General features: G+C 61.7%; 16 protein-coding genes. 6 read left to right on the top strand and 10 right to left on the bottom strand.

The window, feature by feature from the left end:
- Nucleotide 1 precedes the first annotated feature (1 nt).
- Nucleotides 2–274 carry a hypothetical protein gene (locus ACM6I5_RS02390; RefSeq protein WP_414879465.1) on the top strand — a complete coding sequence of 91 codons (273 nt, stop codon included), beginning with the start codon at nucleotides 2–4 and terminating at the stop codon, nucleotides 272–274.
- A gap of 126 nt (nucleotides 275–400) precedes the next feature.
- Here ACM6I5_RS02390 and nagE read toward each other — a convergent pair whose 3' ends face one another.
- From nagE to ACM6I5_RS02355, 7 genes are all read right to left on the bottom strand, one after another.
- Nucleotides 401–2,116 (bottom strand): N-acetylglucosamine-specific PTS transporter subunit IIBC, encoded by a 1,716-nt coding sequence (gene nagE / locus ACM6I5_RS02385; RefSeq protein ID WP_414883111.1) that lies wholly within the window; start codon nucleotides 2,114–2,116, stop codon nucleotides 401–403.
- A gap of 29 nt (nucleotides 2,117–2,145) precedes the next feature.
- Nucleotides 2,146–4,662, bottom strand: coding sequence for a phosphoenolpyruvate--protein phosphotransferase (ptsP, locus tag ACM6I5_RS02380; RefSeq protein ID WP_414883110.1), 2,517 nt, complete (start codon nucleotides 4,660–4,662; stop codon nucleotides 2,146–2,148).
- Nucleotides 4,663–4,694: 32 nt separating this feature from the next.
- Nucleotides 4,695–5,705, bottom strand: coding sequence for an SIS domain-containing protein (locus tag ACM6I5_RS02375; protein WP_017340279.1), 1,011 nt, complete (start codon nucleotides 5,703–5,705; stop codon nucleotides 4,695–4,697).
- On the bottom strand, nucleotides 5,698–6,804 hold the full coding sequence (gene nagA / locus ACM6I5_RS02370) for an N-acetylglucosamine-6-phosphate deacetylase (protein WP_414883108.1): 1,107 nt from the start codon (nucleotides 6,802–6,804) through the stop codon (nucleotides 5,698–5,700). Before nagA ends, ACM6I5_RS02375 begins: the two co-directional genes overlap by 8 nt.
- A gap of 31 nt (nucleotides 6,805–6,835) precedes the next feature.
- Nucleotides 6,836–7,567, bottom strand: a complete 732-nt coding sequence (locus tag ACM6I5_RS02365) for a GntR family transcriptional regulator (protein ID WP_017340277.1) — start codon at nucleotides 7,565–7,567, stop codon at nucleotides 6,836–6,838.
- A 447-nt stretch (nucleotides 7,568–8,014) separates the two neighbouring features.
- Nucleotides 8,015–8,518 carry a L,D-transpeptidase family protein gene (locus tag ACM6I5_RS02360; protein WP_414883107.1) on the bottom strand — a complete coding sequence of 168 codons (504 nt, stop codon included), beginning with the start codon at nucleotides 8,516–8,518 and terminating at the stop codon, nucleotides 8,015–8,017.
- A 108-nt stretch (nucleotides 8,519–8,626) separates the two neighbouring features.
- The gene (locus ACM6I5_RS02355; protein ID WP_017340275.1) at nucleotides 8,627–9,178 is read right to left on the bottom strand and encodes an NUDIX hydrolase; all 552 of its coding nucleotides are present in this window, start codon (nucleotides 9,176–9,178) and stop codon (nucleotides 8,627–8,629) included.
- 146 nt (nucleotides 9,179–9,324) lie between these two features.
- On the opposite strand from ACM6I5_RS02355, the gene ACM6I5_RS02350 reads away from it, so the two are divergent.
- The 5 genes from ACM6I5_RS02350 to purT all read left to right on the top strand — a co-directional run bounded on the left by ACM6I5_RS02350 (nucleotide 9,325) and on the right by purT (nucleotide 12,671).
- A complete protein-coding gene (locus ACM6I5_RS02350; protein ID WP_017340274.1) occupies nucleotides 9,325–9,924 on the top strand; it encodes a CoA pyrophosphatase in 600 nt (199 codons plus the stop codon).
- Nucleotides 9,925–9,974: 50 nt separating this feature from the next.
- A complete protein-coding gene (locus ACM6I5_RS02345) occupies nucleotides 9,975–10,499 on the top strand; it encodes a gamma carbonic anhydrase family protein (RefSeq protein ID WP_007954617.1) in 525 nt (174 codons plus the stop codon).
- Entirely contained in the window at nucleotides 10,496–10,711 is a 216-nt protein-coding gene (locus ACM6I5_RS02340; RefSeq protein WP_414883106.1) for a DUF1289 domain-containing protein, read from the top strand. The genes ACM6I5_RS02345 and ACM6I5_RS02340 overlap by 4 nt, the downstream gene beginning before the upstream one ends.
- 211 nt (nucleotides 10,712–10,922) lie before the next feature.
- Nucleotides 10,923–11,390, top strand: coding sequence for a preQ0 transporter (locus tag ACM6I5_RS02335; RefSeq protein ID WP_017340272.1), 468 nt, complete (start codon nucleotides 10,923–10,925; stop codon nucleotides 11,388–11,390).
- 99 nt (nucleotides 11,391–11,489) lie between these two features.
- Nucleotides 11,490–12,671 carry a formate-dependent phosphoribosylglycinamide formyltransferase gene (gene purT, locus ACM6I5_RS02330; protein WP_017340271.1) on the top strand — a complete coding sequence of 394 codons (1,182 nt, stop codon included), beginning with the start codon at nucleotides 11,490–11,492 and terminating at the stop codon, nucleotides 12,669–12,671.
- Nucleotides 12,672–12,784: 113 nt separating this feature from the next.
- Here the strand turns inward: purT and ACM6I5_RS02325 are convergent, their stop codons facing one another.
- From ACM6I5_RS02325 to ACM6I5_RS02315, 3 genes are all read right to left on the bottom strand, one after another.
- Entirely contained in the window at nucleotides 12,785–14,101 is a 1,317-nt protein-coding gene (locus ACM6I5_RS02325) for an MFS transporter (protein WP_414883105.1), read from the bottom strand.
- A gap of 328 nt (nucleotides 14,102–14,429) precedes the next feature.
- On the bottom strand, nucleotides 14,430–15,665 hold the full coding sequence (locus tag ACM6I5_RS02320) for a transporter associated domain-containing protein (RefSeq protein ID WP_017340269.1): 1,236 nt from the start codon (nucleotides 15,663–15,665) through the stop codon (nucleotides 14,430–14,432).
- Nucleotides 15,666–15,677: 12 nt separating this feature from the next.
- Complete coding sequence (locus ACM6I5_RS02315; RefSeq protein WP_017340268.1) at nucleotides 15,678–16,490, bottom strand: inner membrane protein YpjD; 813 nt, start codon at nucleotides 16,488–16,490, stop codon at nucleotides 15,678–15,680.
- Nucleotides 16,491–16,638 lie beyond the last annotated feature (148 nt).

Here is a 16,638-nt window from a genome sequence, read left to right as displayed (position 1 = left end):
CATGGCTACCAAAAATTCAATTTCTATGCACGATTCCAACGGGAAGGAAATTCCTGACGGCGCCACTGCCCCTGCAGGCGATGTAAGTTTTAGTGGTACGACGAAATCCGACGAAGAAGTTTATGTGGAGGTTGGAGATCGTAAATTCAGCTTCAGCAGTCCGGATGGACAACTTCCAGTGACTACCATTCCACTAAAGGCAGGGCGCTATACCGCGCAGTTCCATTTTGTCCACTTGGATGAAAAGCAAAGCCGCACTTTTACATTGAAGTAATTGATGATGGACTGAAGCATCAAGTCTGTCGGGGTAAAAAGACACCGCTGCGCGTATCCTTCAGCGGTGTCATCCGTTCCGTTCCGTTGCGTCATGCGGATTCGATAATAAACGTGGCAGTCCCGATCAAACCTTGGCGCTCACCTCGCTGCGATTGACCAATACCTCCAGTGCATCACTCAGACTCGCTGCCCTGTCGCCAACCAACAGATGCCAGACGCCGCCCTCCAATTGACTGACCCCCTGGCAACCCAGCGCCTTCAAATCACACTCTGAGAGCGCCCTGCCATCCGCCAGTTGCAGGCGAATCCGGGTCATGGCCACGCAATCCATCTGCAGCACGTTATCCCCGCCACCCAGCGCGTTCAGCCATTGCTGTGCTTCCGGCGTCGCCACGGCGGCCGGTGCAGGCGCGTCAATCGCGGCTGGCGGCGTGGAAATCACCGCGCGGCCCAGCGCCGGCATTGCCAAGCGAATTTCGTCGGCAATGCTGTCGGCCATCGGCCCGACGACCACCTGCAAACTCCCGCCCTTGCCCGGGCGCACCACGGCCATCGCGCCCAGGGCTTTCAACTCGGCATCGTTGGCCTTGGTGCGATCGACCATGTCCAGCCGCAACCGGGTGGTGCAGGCCCCCACGGTGATCAGGTTTTGCGCACCACCCAGCGCCTTGATGTACGCCCCGGCCCGTTCGTTTTCGGCCACCACCGCTTTCTCGGCCGTGGCGACCTCTTCACGGCCCGGCGTTTTCAGATTGAACCGACGAATGCAGAAATCAAACACCACGTAATAGATCACCGCATACGCCAACCCGACCGGAACCACCAGCCAGCCGTTGGTGGATTTGCCCCAGCCGAGAATCATGTCGATGAAGCCGCCGGAGAAGGTGAAACCGAGGTGGATGTTCAGCAGGTTGGTGATCGCCATCGACAGCCCCGTCAGCAGCGCATGCAGCAGGTACAACAGCGGCGCGAGGAACATGAAGGCGAATTCGATCGGCTCGGTCACGCCGGTCAGGAACGAGGTCAGCGCCATCGACAGGAAAATCCCGCCCATGACTTTGCGCCGTTCCGGCAAGGCGTTGCGATACATCGCCAGGCAGGCGGCGGGCAGGCCGAAGATCATCACCGGGAACATGCCAGTCATGAACTGGCCGCCTTTCGGGTCACCGGCAAAGTAGCGCGTCAAGTCGCCGGTGATGACCGCGCCCGTGGTCGGGTCGGTGAAGTTGCCGAAGACGAACCACGCCATGTTGTTGAGGATATGGTGCAGCCCGGTGACGATCAGCAGGCGGTTGAACACGCCGAAGATGAACGCGCCGAAGCTGCCGCTCTCCATCATCAAGGTGCCGAAGCTGTTGATGCCGTGCTGGATCGGTGGCCAGATCAAGCCGAAAACCACGCCCAGGCCGACAGCGGCGAACCCGGTGACAATTGGCACGAAACGCCGACCGCCGAAGAACGCCAGGTATTCCGGGAGCTTGATGTCCTTGAAGCGGTTGTACAGCGCGCCCGCCATCAAGCCGCTGACGATCCCGGCGAGCATGCCCATGTTGATGCTCGCGTCGAGCACCTTGAGGGTGGAGATCATCACCAGGTAGCCAATCACCCCGGCGAGGCCGGCGGTGCCGTTGTTGTCCTTGGCAAAACCGACCGCGATGCCGATGGCGAAGATCATCGCCAGGTTAGCGAAGATGACCTGGCCGGCGTCGTGGATGATTGCGATGTTCAGCAGATCGGTGTCGCCCAGACGCAGCAACAGGCCGGCGATCGGCAGGATCGCGATCGGCAGCATCAGCGCGCGGCCGAGGCGTTGCAGGCCTTCGATGAAATATTGGTACATGGCGGATCTCCCTGGATTCTTTTTGTTGTTCAGCTCAGAGGCCATTGCTGGTGACAGGCATGACGCACAGCTGCGGCGCTGCTCAGCTTGAGCAGGCTTTGGCTGATGCGTCGGCATTCGGCGGCGTCGAGGTGACGGACGCGGTCCTTGATTTCGCCAACCTGCACCGGGCTGACCGACAGCTCGCTGACGCCCAGGCCGATCAGGACCGGCGTGGCCAGCGGGTCAGAGGCGAGCGCACCGCACACGCCGACCCAGCGCTTATGCACCGCCGCACCGGCGCAGGTCTGAGCGATCAAGCGCAGCAGCGCCGGGTGCATCGCATCGACCCGCGAAGCGAGACCCGCGTGGTCGCGGTCCATGGCCAGGGTGTATTGCGACAGGTCGTTGGTGCCGATGGACAGGAAGTCCGCATGCTCGGCCAATTGCTCGGCCAGCAACGCAGCGGCCGGGACTTCGATCATCACCCCCAGCTCCGGGCGTTCACTCACACCCAGTTCAGAGCACAAGGCGTCGAGGCGCTGGCGGATGTGCAGCAGCTCGTCGACTTCGGTGATCATCGGCAGCAGGATCCGGCAGCGCGACAGCGGGCTGACGTGCAGCAGCGCTCGCAGTTGCTCATCGAGGATTTCCGGGCGGACCTGCGCCAGGCGAATGCCGCGCAGACCGAGCACCGGATTGGCTTCGGCGGGGAGCGGCAAATAGTCGAGTTGCTTGTCGCCACCCACGTCGATGGTGCGGATGATCACCGACTTCTCGCCCATGGCGTCGAGCACGGCTTGATAGGCGCTGCGCTGTTCTTCTTCGTCCGGTGCGGTGTTGCGGTCCACAAACAGAAACTCGGTACGCAGCAGGCCGACGCCATCGGCGCCATGGGCCAGCGCGTCGGCGGCCTCAGTGCTGGAAGCGACATTGGCGGCGACTTCAATGGTCAAGCCGTCGCGGGTCAATGCCGGGTGATGTGCCTGGGCTTGTTGCTCGGCGCGGCGCTGCTGATGGTCGAGTTGTGCCTGACGCACTTGAGATAAACGTTCGGCAGTCGGCAGCAGTTCCAGGCGACCGCTGTCGGCATCCAGCACCACCGCTTGGCCCTGTTGCTGATCCAGCAGTGTCGAACCCAGCGCGACCATGCACGGCAAGCCTTTGCCGCGGGCGAGAATCGCTACGTGGGACGTTGCCCCGCCCTCGGCCATGCACACCCCGGCGACGCCTTGATGGCTCAGTTGCAACAGATCGGATGGAGTCAGTTCATGGGCGGCGACGATGGCGCCGGCCGGTACTTCGTAATGCCAGGTTTCGCCGAGCAAGGCTCGCAGCACCCGTTGCTTGAGGTCGCGCAGGTCGTTGGCGCGTTCGGCCAGCAGCGGACTGCCGAGTTGCGCAAGCACCTCGCATTGCAGGTCGATCGACTGGCTCCAGGCGTGCGTCGCGGCCATGCCCCGGTCGATGGAGGCGTTCGCCGCATCCAGCAGCGCGGGGTCTTCGAGCAGCGCGAGGTGGGCAGCGAAAATCGCTTCTTCGTCGGTACGCTTGTGCTTTTTGGCTTGGGCCAGGGTGCTGCCGATTTCGCTGCGCACGACGGTCAGCGCGGTATCGAGGGCATGCAGTTGTTGTGCGGGGACGTGGCTGCCGGCATCCATCGGCAGGCTGATGGCGTTCAAGCGAAACAATGGCCCGCTGACCAGGCCGGGAGCGGCGCAGACACCATGCAGTACACCCGCTTCAGCCGCCCGGTTGCGTCGGTCAACCGGTGCTGGCGCAACCGCGTGACTGTCTTCGGCCAGCGCGGTGGATAACGCGATCAACAACGCTTGCAGCGCCGCTTCGGCGTCCGTGCCCTGGCAGCTGACCTGAACTTCATCCTGCTCGCCGACGGCCAGGCCCATCAGCCCGATCAGGCTGTCGCAGGTCGCCGATTTACCGGCGAAGTGCAGCTGCGATTTGCTTTTGAAACCCTGAGCGGTCTGGCGAATCAACGCTGCCGGGCGAGCGTGGAGGCCGCCGCGATGCGCGATACGAATGTGGCCGACAAACGCTTCCCCGGACAAATCCGTTTCAGCCTGCGCCCCCGGTGCCTGCCGACGAATGATGTGCAGCAACGGCTCGCCGACCTTCACTGATTTCAGCGTGATCGGCCGGGCCTGGAAGTCCTGGCTGTTGGTCAGGATCATCAGGCTGACCAGGCTTTTGCACTGCTGCGCGACCCTGTCCAGGTCATAGCGCAACAGCGGTTGGCCGTTGCTCACCCGTGCGCCTTCCTTGACCAGCATCGAGAACCCTTCGCCCTGCAACTCGACGGTGTCGAGGCCCAGGTGCAGTAGCAGTTCGGCACCGTTGTCGGCGCGCAGGGTGATGGCATGGCCGGTGCGGGCGACGTGCACCACCACGCCGGCGCAGGGCGCATGAAGGGTGTCGTTCAGCGGATCGATGGCGATACCGTCGCCCATGGCGCCGCTGGCGAACACCGGGTCCGGGACTTTGGCAAGTGTAAGCACCGGGCCGCTGAGCGGGGCGCTGAGGGTCAGCTCTTTATTATTGTTGTGCATGGCTCGGTCTCATTAAAAATACGGTTCTTCGCTTAGTGCGTGCGCGTCACTTTGCTTAAATGCCGTGGCTGATCCGGGTCCATGCCACGGGCGACTGCCAAACCGGCGGCCATGACATAGAAACTCTGGATCGCCAGAATCGGGTCAAGGGCCGGGTGTTCGGCGCGGGTCAGGGTCAGGTCGCGTTCGGCGATGTCATCCGGCGCGGCCAGCAACACACGTGCGCCGCGTTGGCGCATGTCGGCGGCGAGGCTGAGCAAACCCGCCTGTTCGGCGCCGCGTGGGGCGAACACCAGCAATGGATAGTTCTCGTTGATCAGCGCCATCGGCCCATGACGGACTTCGGCACTGCTGAAGGCTTCAGCCTGGATCGCCGAGGTTTCCTTGAATTTGAGCGCCGCTTCCTGGGCGATGGCAAAACCGGCACCCCGACCGATCACCATCAGACGCTGGCAATCGCGCAGTGCATCGATGGCGAGGCTCCAGTCCTGTCGGGCGGCCTCGCGCAAACCGTCCGGTAGCGCAAGGCCGGCCTCCAGCAATTCCTCGTCGTGTTTCCAGTGCGCGATCAGGCGGGCGCTGGCACTGAGGGTGGCGATAAAACTCTTGGTCGCGGCGACGCTGCTTTCCGTCCCTGCGCACAGCGGCAGGCTGAACTCACACGCGGCTTCCAGCGGCGAGCTCTCGGCGTTGACCATGGCAATGCTCAAGGCGCCGCGCTTGCGCAGCAAGCGCAGGCTATTGACCAGATCGGGACTCTGACCGGACTGCGAGAACGCGAACGCCACCTGCCCGCTGACCTTCAAGGGCGCTTGCTGCATGGTCACCACCGACATCGGCATCGACGCCACGGGAATCCCGAGTTGCTGCATGGTCAGGTAGGCGAAGTAACTGGCGGCATGGTCGGAGCTGCCGCGAGCGACCGTCATCGCCACTTGCGGCGGCTGACGGCGCAGGCGTCCGGCGATCTCGATCATCTGCGGGTCGAGCTGCTGCAATTGCGCTTGCACGGCTTCGAACGAGGACAGCGCCTCTTCAAGCATTTTTGAAGTCAATGTCTTCTCCTTCGACCATGACGGCGGTCAGTGTGAGTGAGCGATCAAGCCGCACGCAGTCGGCCCAGGCGCCGGGTTGCAGGCGTCCGCGTTCAGTGAGGCCGAGGTAGTCGGCGGGAAATTGCGAAAGACGTTGCGAGGCCTCGCTGATCGGCAAACCGATCTTCACCAGATTGCGCAAGGCCTGATCCATGGTCAGCGTGCTGCCGGCCAGGGTGCCGTCGGGCAAGCGCACGCCGCCCAGGCATTTGGTCACGGTGTGGCTGCCGAGTTTGTATTCACCGTCGGGCATTCCGGCAGCGGCGGTGGAATCGGTGACGCAATACAGGCACGGGATCGAACGCAGGGCCACACGCATCGCGCCGGGGTGCACGTGCAGCAAGTCCGGAATCAGTTCCGCATATTGGGCATGGGCGAGCGCCGCGCCGACGATGCCGGGTTCGCGGTGGTGCAGCGGGCTCATGGCGTTGTAGAGGTGGGTGAAGCTGGTCGCGCCGGCGTTCAGCGCCGCCACGCCTTCCTCATAGCTGCCGAGGGTGTGGCCGATTTGCATGCGCACGCCGCGAGCGCTGAGGGCACGGATCAAGGCGTCATGGCCGGCGATTTCCGGGGCAATGGTGATGACGCGGATCGGCGCCAGCGCCAGGTACTCTTCGACTTCGGCCATCAACGCGGTGTGGGCGAAATTCGGTTGGGCGCCGAGTTTTCCGGGGTTGATGTACGGGCCCTCCAGATGCACGCCGAGCACCCGGGCGCTGCCGCCGGGACGTCGCTCACAGAATTCGCCGACGGCTTTGAGCACGCTCGAAATCTCTTCGCTTGGCGCGGTCATGGTGGTCGCGAGCAGCGATGTCGTGCCGAAACGTACGTGGGTCCGGGTGATGGTTTCGAAGGCGGTCGCGCCTTCCATGATGTCTTTGCCGCCGCCGCCGTGAACGTGCAGGTCGATGAAACCTGGCAGCAGGTAAGGCAGGTCGTTGTCTGCCGGATCACAGGGCTCGCCCTGGATCGACACGACCTTGCCGTGTTCGTGAATCAGCCGGCCGCGTATCCAGCCGCCGGCGGTGAGGATGTTGTCTTCGGACATGATCGGTTCTCGGTTTGAGCAGCGATGCGCTTTATCTACGAAGCTCTGCGACAAAGTCGTAGTAGTCGTTGCGGCAATAGGTGTCGGTGACTTCGATCGGCGTGTTGTCTTCGAGGTAGCCGACCCGGGTCATCAGCAACATGGCGGTGCCGGGGGCGATGCCGACCAGCGCGGCGAATTCGTCCGAGGCGTTGATCGCCTGAATGTGCTGCAAGGCGCGGACGATCGGTTTGCCGATGCCGTCGAGGTATTCGTAAAGGGAATCGCCCACGGCTTGCGGCTGGGGAATGATCGAGGCGGGCAGGGTGCTCATCTCGATCGCCATCACCGTGTCGTCGGCTTTGCGCAGGCGTTTGAGCCGCGCGACCTTGTCATTCGGTGACAGGCCGAGGCGGATCAGTTCTTCGTGGGTCGGCGGGGTGATTTCACGCTCCAGCCATTGCGAACCGGGGACAAAACCCTTGAGCCGCAACATCTCGCTGAAACCCGAGAGGCGCGACAGCGGTTGTTCCAGGCGTGGGGTGATGAACGTGCCGGAGCCCTGATTGCGACGGATCAGCCCTTGATCGAACAGAACCTCCAACGCCTTGCGCGCGGTGACGCGGGAGATGCCCAGCAGTTCGCTCAGGTTGCGCTCCGACGGCATCGCCTGCTCGGCTTTCCACTGGCCGGCATGGATCGCCGCTTCCAGATTGCGCGCCAGTTGCAGGTATAGCGGCGTGGGCTGGGTGTCGTCAGGACGGAGTGCCTGGAGGTCATTCATGTGAGATGTCCGATGCGGATATTGGAATGTTGTCGCCCGGTAGTGCAGCGAAAACTAATACCACTTAAATACCATGTCAATGCCAGTACTTTGCTCTGGACGTGGGGAGGCCGGCCCCGTTGTGCGGCGTAAATGCGCTTTGGTTTCAAGTGGTATTAGGGGTGGGTTTTTTTAAAGCAAAGATCGCAGCCTTCTGCAGCGCCTGCGGGGGGGAATGGTATCTACCCTGCAGGCGCTGCCGAAGGCTGCGATCTTTTGAATTTATTTTTCGAAGGCGACCGAAGGTAGCGGTCAGAACACGAAGCCGCCAGCGATGCGATCCATTGTGGCGAAGGAGCTTGCTCCCGCTGGGCTGCGAAGCGGCCCCAAATTCTGTCTGACACCGCATTTTCTGGTTTTAGGGCCGCTTTGCGACCCAGCGGGAGCAAGCTCCCTCGCCACAGGGGGTTATGGGCGGATTTCGATCATCGTGCCGTCAGGCACCAACCCCCAGACTTCACGCATGTCCATGTTGCGCATGGCGATGCAGCCGTCGGTCCAGTCCAGCGTGTGGAACAGGTTTTCCGGGTAGTCGTAGGTGTCGGGCGTGCCGTGGATCATGATCATGCCGCCAGGCTCGACGCCTTCGCGCTGGGCGCGGGCAGAGTCGCTGACGTTCGGATAGGAAATGTGCATCGCCAGGTTGAATCGGTCACTGACCTTGCGCCAGTCCACCCAGTAAAACCCCTCGGGCGTGCGCTTGTCGCCTTCCATCAGCTTGGCACCCTTGGGCTGTTTGCCCAGGGAAATGCGGTAGGTGCGCAGCGGTTTGCCGTCGGCGATCAATTGCAATTGATGGGCGGATTTGAGCACCAGTACTTTTTCGATGGATTTGCCATCCAGGGTGACCACGGTGGACGCCTGGGACACGACAGCGAACGACAGGCAAAACAGGGCAAGCAACCAGCGCATTGAAACGATATCCCTAAGAGTGTCGCGACTATATTAGTTATAGATGTCTTTGCAGGAGCTGCCGCAGGCTGCGATCTTTTGGCGACCTGCAGAAGTTCCGAATTGAAATCAAGTAATGGCAGGCTGAGCAAGTGGCGGGATCGACTCGGACCGTACGGGGTAGACCTCGGTCCGCCGGTCAGCGAAGAAGCATTCTAAGGTACGGCCCACCGTGCGGAAAGCCAGGTCGGACCACGGGATGTCAGCTTCGTCGAAAAGTCCCACTTCCAGGCTCTCGGGGCCGGCGGAAAAATCCAGGTCGACCAGTTCGGCGCGGAAGAACACATGCACCTGACTGATGTGCGGCACGTCGATGAGCGTATAGATGCTCAGGTTGCGCACCCGCGCACAGGCTTCTTCAGCCGTTTCGCGAATGGCCGCCTGCTCGATGGTTTCGCCGTTCTCCATGAAACCGGCGGGCAGGGTCCAGTAACCGAGCCGTGGCTCGATGGCGCGTCGGCACAGCAACACTTTCGAGCCCCAGGTCGCCACGCAGCCGGCGACGATATTGGGGTTCTGGTAGTGAATGGTGTGACAACTGTCACAGACAAAACGCAGACGCGAATCGCCTTCCGGAATGCGTTGGGCCACCGGGTTGCCGCACTGACTGCAAAATTTCATGCTTGGGTTCCTGAATGCTGCGCCTATCTTGGCGTGCGGCGGTGTCTGTCGGCAAGTTGTCGTTTCGCGACACGCGGCAGTTCGGGGGTTGGGCGGTCGATGTGATTGGTGCATGATGCGAGGTAGAGAATAAATCGAGAAGACTCATGCTGGACGAGATACTGCATCGAGTAAGCAACCACACCCCCCGCACACTGGAAACCGACAAGCGTTTCCCTGAGGCTGCGGTACTGGTGCCCATTACTCGCAGTGATGAACCGGAACTGGTTCTGACCCTGCGCGCCAGCGGGCTCTCGACCCATGGCGGTGAAGTCGCCTTCCCGGGCGGACGACGGGACCCCGAAGACCCTGACCTGATTTTCACCGCACTGCGCGAAGCCGAAGAAGAAATCGGCTTGCCGCCGGGGCTGGTCGAAGTGATCGGCCCGTTGAGCCCGCTGATCTCCCTGCACGGCATCAAGGTCACCCCTTATGTCGGCGTGATTCCGGATTTCGTCGAGTACCTGGCCAACGACGCCGAGATCGCTGCGGTGTTCAGTGTTCCCTTGGAGTTCTTCCGCAAGGACCCTCGTGAACATACCCACCGCATCGATTACCAGGGCCGCAGCTGGTACGTGCCGAGTTATCGTTATGGCGAGTACAAGATCTGGGGCCTGACGGCGATCATGATCGTCGAGTTGATCAACCTGCTCTATGACGCCAAAATCAGTCTGCACCAGCCGCCCAAGAATTTTATCAACACCTGAAGCCATCATATGGCGTGAGACGCGGCTGCCTGAGCCTTGAGGACAACAAGATGAAATACCGCCTGGGCGACGCCCGCGTCGAGACCCACCCACAGAGCTGGGTCGCCCCCAACGCCGTGCTGGTGGGCAAGGTCAAACTGGAAGAGGGCGCCAACGTCTGGTTTAACGCCGTGTTGCGTGGCGACAATGAACTGATCCTGATCGGCAAGAACAGCAACGTCCAGGACGGCACTGTGATGCACACCGACATGGGTTACCCGCTGACCATCGGCACCGGTGTAACCATCGGCCACAACGCCATGCTTCACGGCTGCACCGTGGGTGATTACAGTCTGATCGGCATCAATGCGGTGATTCTCAACGGTGCGAAGATCGGCAAGAACTGCATCATCGGCGCCAACTCTCTGATCGGTGAGGGCAAGGAAATCCCGGACGGTTCGCTGGTCATGGGCTCGCCTGGCAAGGTCGTGCGCGAACTGACCGAGCCGCAAAAGAAAATGCTGGAGGCCAGCGCTGCACACTATGTGCATAACTCGCAGCGTTATGCCCGCGATCTGGTCGAGCAGGAAGAATGAGCACGCCAGAACGCCCGGTCCTATCGCCCTGCGTGAATATCTGTGCGCTGGACGACGATGACATTTGCACCGGGTGTCAGCGCTCCGTGGAAGAGATTACGCGCTGGAGCCGGATGAGCAACGAAGAGCGCCGGGTGGTGTTAGGGTTGTGCCATGAACGGGCCAAGTCCAGCGGATTGCTCTGGATGCTGCCTTCCAAATCCGATTCCTGAGCCTTGTTGGTTTCTTTGCTCAACGAGGTCCTTGTGGCGAGGGAGCTTGCTCCCGCTGGGGCGCGAAGCGGCCCTGAAATCAGCGAATGCGGTGTCAGAGATCATTTGGGGCTGCTTCGCAGCCCAGCGGGAGCAAGCGCCCTCGCCACAGGTTATTTGTAAACCCGAAATGGTAATCTGTGCGCCAAATTGACAGGTATCCCCCCGCCCCATGTTCTTCCTGATCGCCTACATCAGCAGCGTCGTACTGATCAACTACGCCTTCTCCACCGCGCCGCACCTGGACATCATCTGGTCCGCCTGGGGCGGTTTGGTGTTTGTGCTGCGCGACATGGTGCAAACCCGCTTCGGCCATGGTGCGATCGTGGCCATGCTGGCGGCGCTGGTGCTGTCGTACGTCACGTCCGATCCTTCCATCGCACTGGCCAGTGCCACGGCCTTCGCCGTGTCCGAATGCATCGACTGGCTGGTATTCAGCATCACCAAGCGTCCGCTGCACGACCGCCTGTGGATAAGTTCGGCCCTGAGCATTCCCCTCGATACCTTCATCTTTTTCGGCATGATCGACGCCTTCACCCCGGCCGTGATCCTCACCGCCATGGGTTCGAAGTTCGCCGGCGTGACCGCAGTGTGGCTGATCATGGCCTGGCGCTTGCGCAAACAGGCTGTCGCCAGCTGAAGCCAAACCCTCAGGTTCATGTAAAATGCCGCGCTTTCTCCCCATGGGAAGCGTGCCAGGCACTGCTCCCTCGATGATCCGCTCCTTTGAGGACCTGAGATGACCCGTATCGGAACTCCATTGTCGCCAACCGCGACCCGCGTATTGATGTGTGGCTGTGGTGAGTTGGGCAAGGAAGTGGTAATCGAGCTGCAACGCCTGGGCGTTGAGGTGATTGCCGTCGACCGTTACGCCAACGCGCCGGCCATGCAAGTCGCTCATCGCAGCCACGTGATCAACATGCTCGACGGCGCCGCCCTGCGTGCAGTGATCGAAGCCGAGAAACCGCACTTCATCGTGCCGGAAATCGAAGCCATCGCCACCGCGACCCTGGTCGAACTGGAAGCCGAAGGCTTCACCGTGATCCCGACCGCGCGCGCCGCGCAACTGACCATGAACCGTGAAGGCATCCGTCGCCTGGCGGCTGAAGAGCTGGGCTTGCCGACGTCGCCGTACTACTTCGCCGACACGTTCGAGGATTACAGCAAGGCCGTTGAGGATCTGGGTTTCCCGTGTGTGGTCAAGCCGGTCATGAGTTCGTCGGGCAAAGGCCAGAGCCTGCTGCGCAGCACCGATGATGTGAAAACCGCGTGGGACTACGCACAAGAAGGCGGCCGCGCCGGTAAAGGTCGCGTGATCATCGAAGGCTTCATCGACTTCGACTACGAAATCACCCTGCTGACCGTGCGTCACGTCGGTGGCACCACATTCTGCGCGCCGGTCGGTCACCGTCAGGAGAAGGGCGACTACCAGGAATCCTGGCAGCCGCAAGCCATGAGCCCGGTTGCCCTGGCGGAATCCGAGCGTGTGGCCAAAGCGGTCACTGAAGCCTTGGGCGGTCGTGGTCTGTTTGGCGTCGAGCTGTTCATCAAAGGCGATCAGGTGTGGTTCAGCGAAGTCTCGCCGCGTCCGCACGACACTGGCCTGGTGACCCTGATTTCTCAGGACCTGTCACAGTTCGCGCTGCACGCGCGGGCGATTCTGGGGCTGCCGATTCCATTGATCCGTCAGTTCGGGCCTTCGGCTTCGGCAGTGATCCTGGTGGAAGGGCAATCGACCCAGACCGCCTTCGCCAATCTGGGTGCTGCGTTGAGCGAGCCGGATACGGCGTTGCGTCTGTTTGGCAAGCCTGAGGTGAATGGCCAGCGGCGGATGGGTGTGGCGCTGGCGCGGGATGAGTCGATCGAGGCTGCCCGGGCTAAAGCGACCCGTGCTTCTCAGGCTGTTGTTGTAGAGCTGTAAACCGAGGCGCGACTATCGCCAGCAGGCTGGCTCCCACATGGAAAATTGGTCTACACAAATCTGTGACCAACCAATACCCCTGTGGGAGCCAGCCTGCTGGCGATGCTTCTGATTCAGGCAACCCGATTCAAATCGTTATGCCGCGTCTCTTTCAGGCACAGCACCGCAATCAGACTCAGCACCGCCGCCCCCGACACATACCCGCCGACATAACTCAAACCGCCCATCGCCACCAGCTTCTGCGCAAAGAACGGCGCTGCCGAGGCTCCGACAATGCCGCCCAGGTTGTAGGCCGCTGACGCGCCGGTATAGCGCACGTGTGTCGGAAACAGCTCCGGCAGCAGCGCCCCCATCGGCGCGAACGTCACGCCCATCAGAAACAACTCGATGCACAGGAACAGCGCCACGCCCCAGGTCGAGCCTTGGGTCAGCAGCGGCTCCATCAAGAATCCGGACAGAATCGCCAGAACTCCCCCGATGATCAGTACCGGTTTGCGCCCGTAGCGGTCACTGGCCCATGCCGACAACGGCGTCGCAGCGGCCATGAACAGCACGGCGAAGCACAGCAGCGCGAGGAAGGTTTCACGGGTGTAGCCGAGCGTCGACACGCCATAACTCAGCGAAAACACCGTCGAAATGTAAAACAGCGCGTAGCACACCACCATCGAGCCCGCGCCCAACAGCATCGGTGCCCAATACTGGCTGAACAGCTCGACCAGGGGGATCTTGACCCGTTCCTGACGGGCCATGGCATTGGCGAAAACCGGGGTTTCGTGGAGTTTCAAGCGTACATACAGGCCGACCATCACCAGGGCGGCGCTGAGCAGGAACGGAATTCGCCAGCCCCACGAACGGAACTGTTCATCGTCCAAAGTCATTGCCAGCGTCAGGAACAAACCGTTGGCGGCGAGAAAGCCGATCGAAGGGCCGAGCTGTGGAAACATGCCGAACCAGGCGCGCTTGCCCTTGGGCGCATTCTCCGTCGCCAGCAATGCCGCGCCGCCCCATTCGCCGCCCAGCCCCAAGCCCTGGCCGAAACGCAGCACGCAGAGCAGGATCGGTGCCCAGGCCCCGATGGCGTCGTAACCCGGCAGCACGCCGATCAGCGTGGTGCACACGCCCATCAGCAGCAAGGAGGCGACCAGCGTCGATTTGCGCCCGATGCGGTCACCGAAGTGGCCGAACAGCGCGGAGCCCAGCGGTCGAGCCAGGAAGGCGATACCGAAGGTGAGAAACGCTGACAGCATCTGGGCGGTGCCGGAGGTCTGCGGAAAGAACACCGGACCGATCACCAGCGCAGCGGCAGTGGCATACACGTAGAAGTCGTAGAACTCGATGGCGGTGCCGATGAAACTCGCGGTCGCCACGCGGGTGGCGGAGTTGGTCGGTTGGGCGGGCGTGGTTTCGGTGTAAGTCGTGCTGGTCGTCATGCGGTTATCCCTGACAGTCATGTGCCCCAGTGGAGCGAATTATTATGGTCGAACACCCAGGGATGTGGGTTTGAAACGGAGTGCGGGTAGCACGGGGGTGGGGCGGGGCTTGGGTAAGCTGGATCGATTATAGGAAGGAGGCTAACGATCAAACAAGGGCCAGAGGCGGGTGATGGCTTTCGTGGCGAGGGAGCTTGCTCCCGCTCGGGCGCGCAGCGGCCGCAAAATGGCTGGATGCGTTTTATCAGGATAATTCTGCTGTTGTGATTGGGTCTGCTTTGCAGTCCGGCGGGAGCAGCTCCCTCGCCACGGAGGTCTGAGTCAGGCCTTAGATAACAACCGGCACCGAGCTGGTATGCCAGATCAAAACCCGAGTGACGCGATTGTCCTCGGTCTCCAGAATCTCCAGCCGGTAACGCCCGATCTTCAGGCACACCGCGCTGTCCGGAATCGTCTCCAGCGCCTCGGTCACCAGCCCGTTGAGGGTTTTCGGGCCATCACTGGGCAAGTGCCAGCCGAGGCTTTTGTTCAGGTCGCGAATCGATGCCGCACCATCGATCACCAGGCGTCCGTCGGCCTGCGGATGAATGTGCGGGTTGTGCAGGCTGTGCTGGCTTTCGAATTCGCCGACGATTTCTTCGAGAATGTCTTCCAGGGTGACGATGCCCAGCACCTCGCCGTACTCGTCGACCACCATGCCCAGGCGGCGCTGTTGCTTGTGGAAATTCAGCAGTTGCAGCTGCAGTGGCGTGCTTTCAGGTACGAAATACGGGTCGTGACACGCGGCCAGCAGTGCTTCGCGAGTGAGTTGGCCATCGGGCAGCAGGTGGCGGATCTGTCGGGTGTTGAGCACCGCCTCGACCTGATTGATGTCGCTGTGGAAAACCGGCAGGCGCGTGCGCCGATTGGCCCGCAGCTGTTCGATGATCTCTTCGATCGAGTCGTCGAGGTTGATCCCGTCGACATCACTGCGCGGCACCAGAATGTCGTTGACCGTAATGTTGTCCAGCGCATGGATGCCCGCCACCGGATGCGGGCGACAGACAGGGTGTTCAAGGTCGTCGCGACGATCATTCGGCGTTTCGTCTTCGCTCTGCTGCACCACGTTGGCCTTGCGCGCAAACGGTCGCATCAGCAACTGGCTGGTGCCATTGAGTAGCCAGGCGGCCGGGTAAATGATTTTCAGTGGTGCGCCGAGCAGCGTGTTGCCCAGGGACAGGATCGCGTCAGGGTAGCGGCTGGCGAGGGTGCGCGGCAGGTAGTCGGCGAATATCAGAAGAATCACGCCGGCGCCGACGCAAGCCGCCCATGGACCATTTTCGGCCCAGGTGAAAATCGCCAGCAAGGTGCTGATGACCACCACTAGCGCGCGGCACAGGGTGTTACAGAAAATCAGGCTGTTGAGCGGAAAACTCAGCCTCGCCACCGGCTTGTCACTGGCGCGCGAGGCCGTGCGTTGGGCCAGCAAGTGCTGATGTGCCGCTTCGATGGCGGTGAACAGCCCCGACCATAAAATCAACAGGGCCACTACAGCGAGCATCGGCCCTATGGGCAAGTCGTCCATTAATGCCGCCCGTCAGATGTGCAGGATGTATTCACGGACCAGCTTGCTGCCGAAATACGCCAGCATCAGCAGGCAGAAACCGGCGAGGGTCCAGCGAATGGCCTTGTGTCCGCGCCAGCCGAGGCGGTTTCGACCCCAGAGCAGCACGCTGAAGACGATCCAGGCCAGGCACGCCAGCAGGGTTTTGTGCACCAGATGCTGGGCGAACAGGTTGTCGACAAACAGCCAGCCAGAGATCAGTGACATCGACAACAGCGTCCAGCCGGCCCAGAGGAAACCGAACAGCAGGCTTTCCATGGTTTGCAGCGGCGGGAAGTTCTTGATCAGTCCGGACGGATGCTTGTGCTTGAGTTGATGGTCCTGAACCAGCAACAGCAAGGCCTGGAACACCGCGATGGTGAACATGCCGTAAGCCAGGATCGACAACAGGATGTGCGCGAGGATGCCCGGCTCTTCGTCGATGATCTGCACCGTACCGGCCGGGGCAAACTGCGCCAGCAGCACGGTCGCGGCGCCCAGCGGGAACAGCAATGTCAGCAGGTTTTCCACCGGGATCCGCGAGCAGGCCAGCAGGGTCAGGGCGATGACCGCGGCGGCGATCAGGCTGGCGGCACTGAAGAAGTCCAGGCCAAGGCCTATGGGCGTCAGCAGGTGGTTGAACAGGCTGGCGCTGTGAGCCAGCACGGCCAACACGCCGAGCGTCACCAGCAGGCGCTTGTTCGCCTTGGCGCCGGTGGCCAAGCGAGTGCCTTGATAGAGGGTCGCAGCGGCATATAAGCAGGCGGCGGCGAGAGTGGTCAGTAAACTGGGTGACAAGGGGAGCATAAATCCTGTTAGGCAAGCCCGAAAGGCGCTGAGTTTGGCATAGAACCGACGCGTCACGAAAGTGCGAGGTGTCCGCCAGTCGCAGTCTTCGCTATAATCCGCGACCTGCCCACGCCGCAGGCTCGCCGAGCACATGTTGATTCCGGTC

The organism is Pseudomonas sp. IT-P171, from assembly GCF_949767765.1.
In the GTDB taxonomy this organism is placed as follows: Bacteria; Pseudomonadota; Gammaproteobacteria; order Pseudomonadales; family Pseudomonadaceae; genus Aquipseudomonas; species Aquipseudomonas fluorescens_B.
Note: the sequence above shows the minus strand (reverse complement) of the source record. Positions and strands in the feature narration are given on the sequence as shown.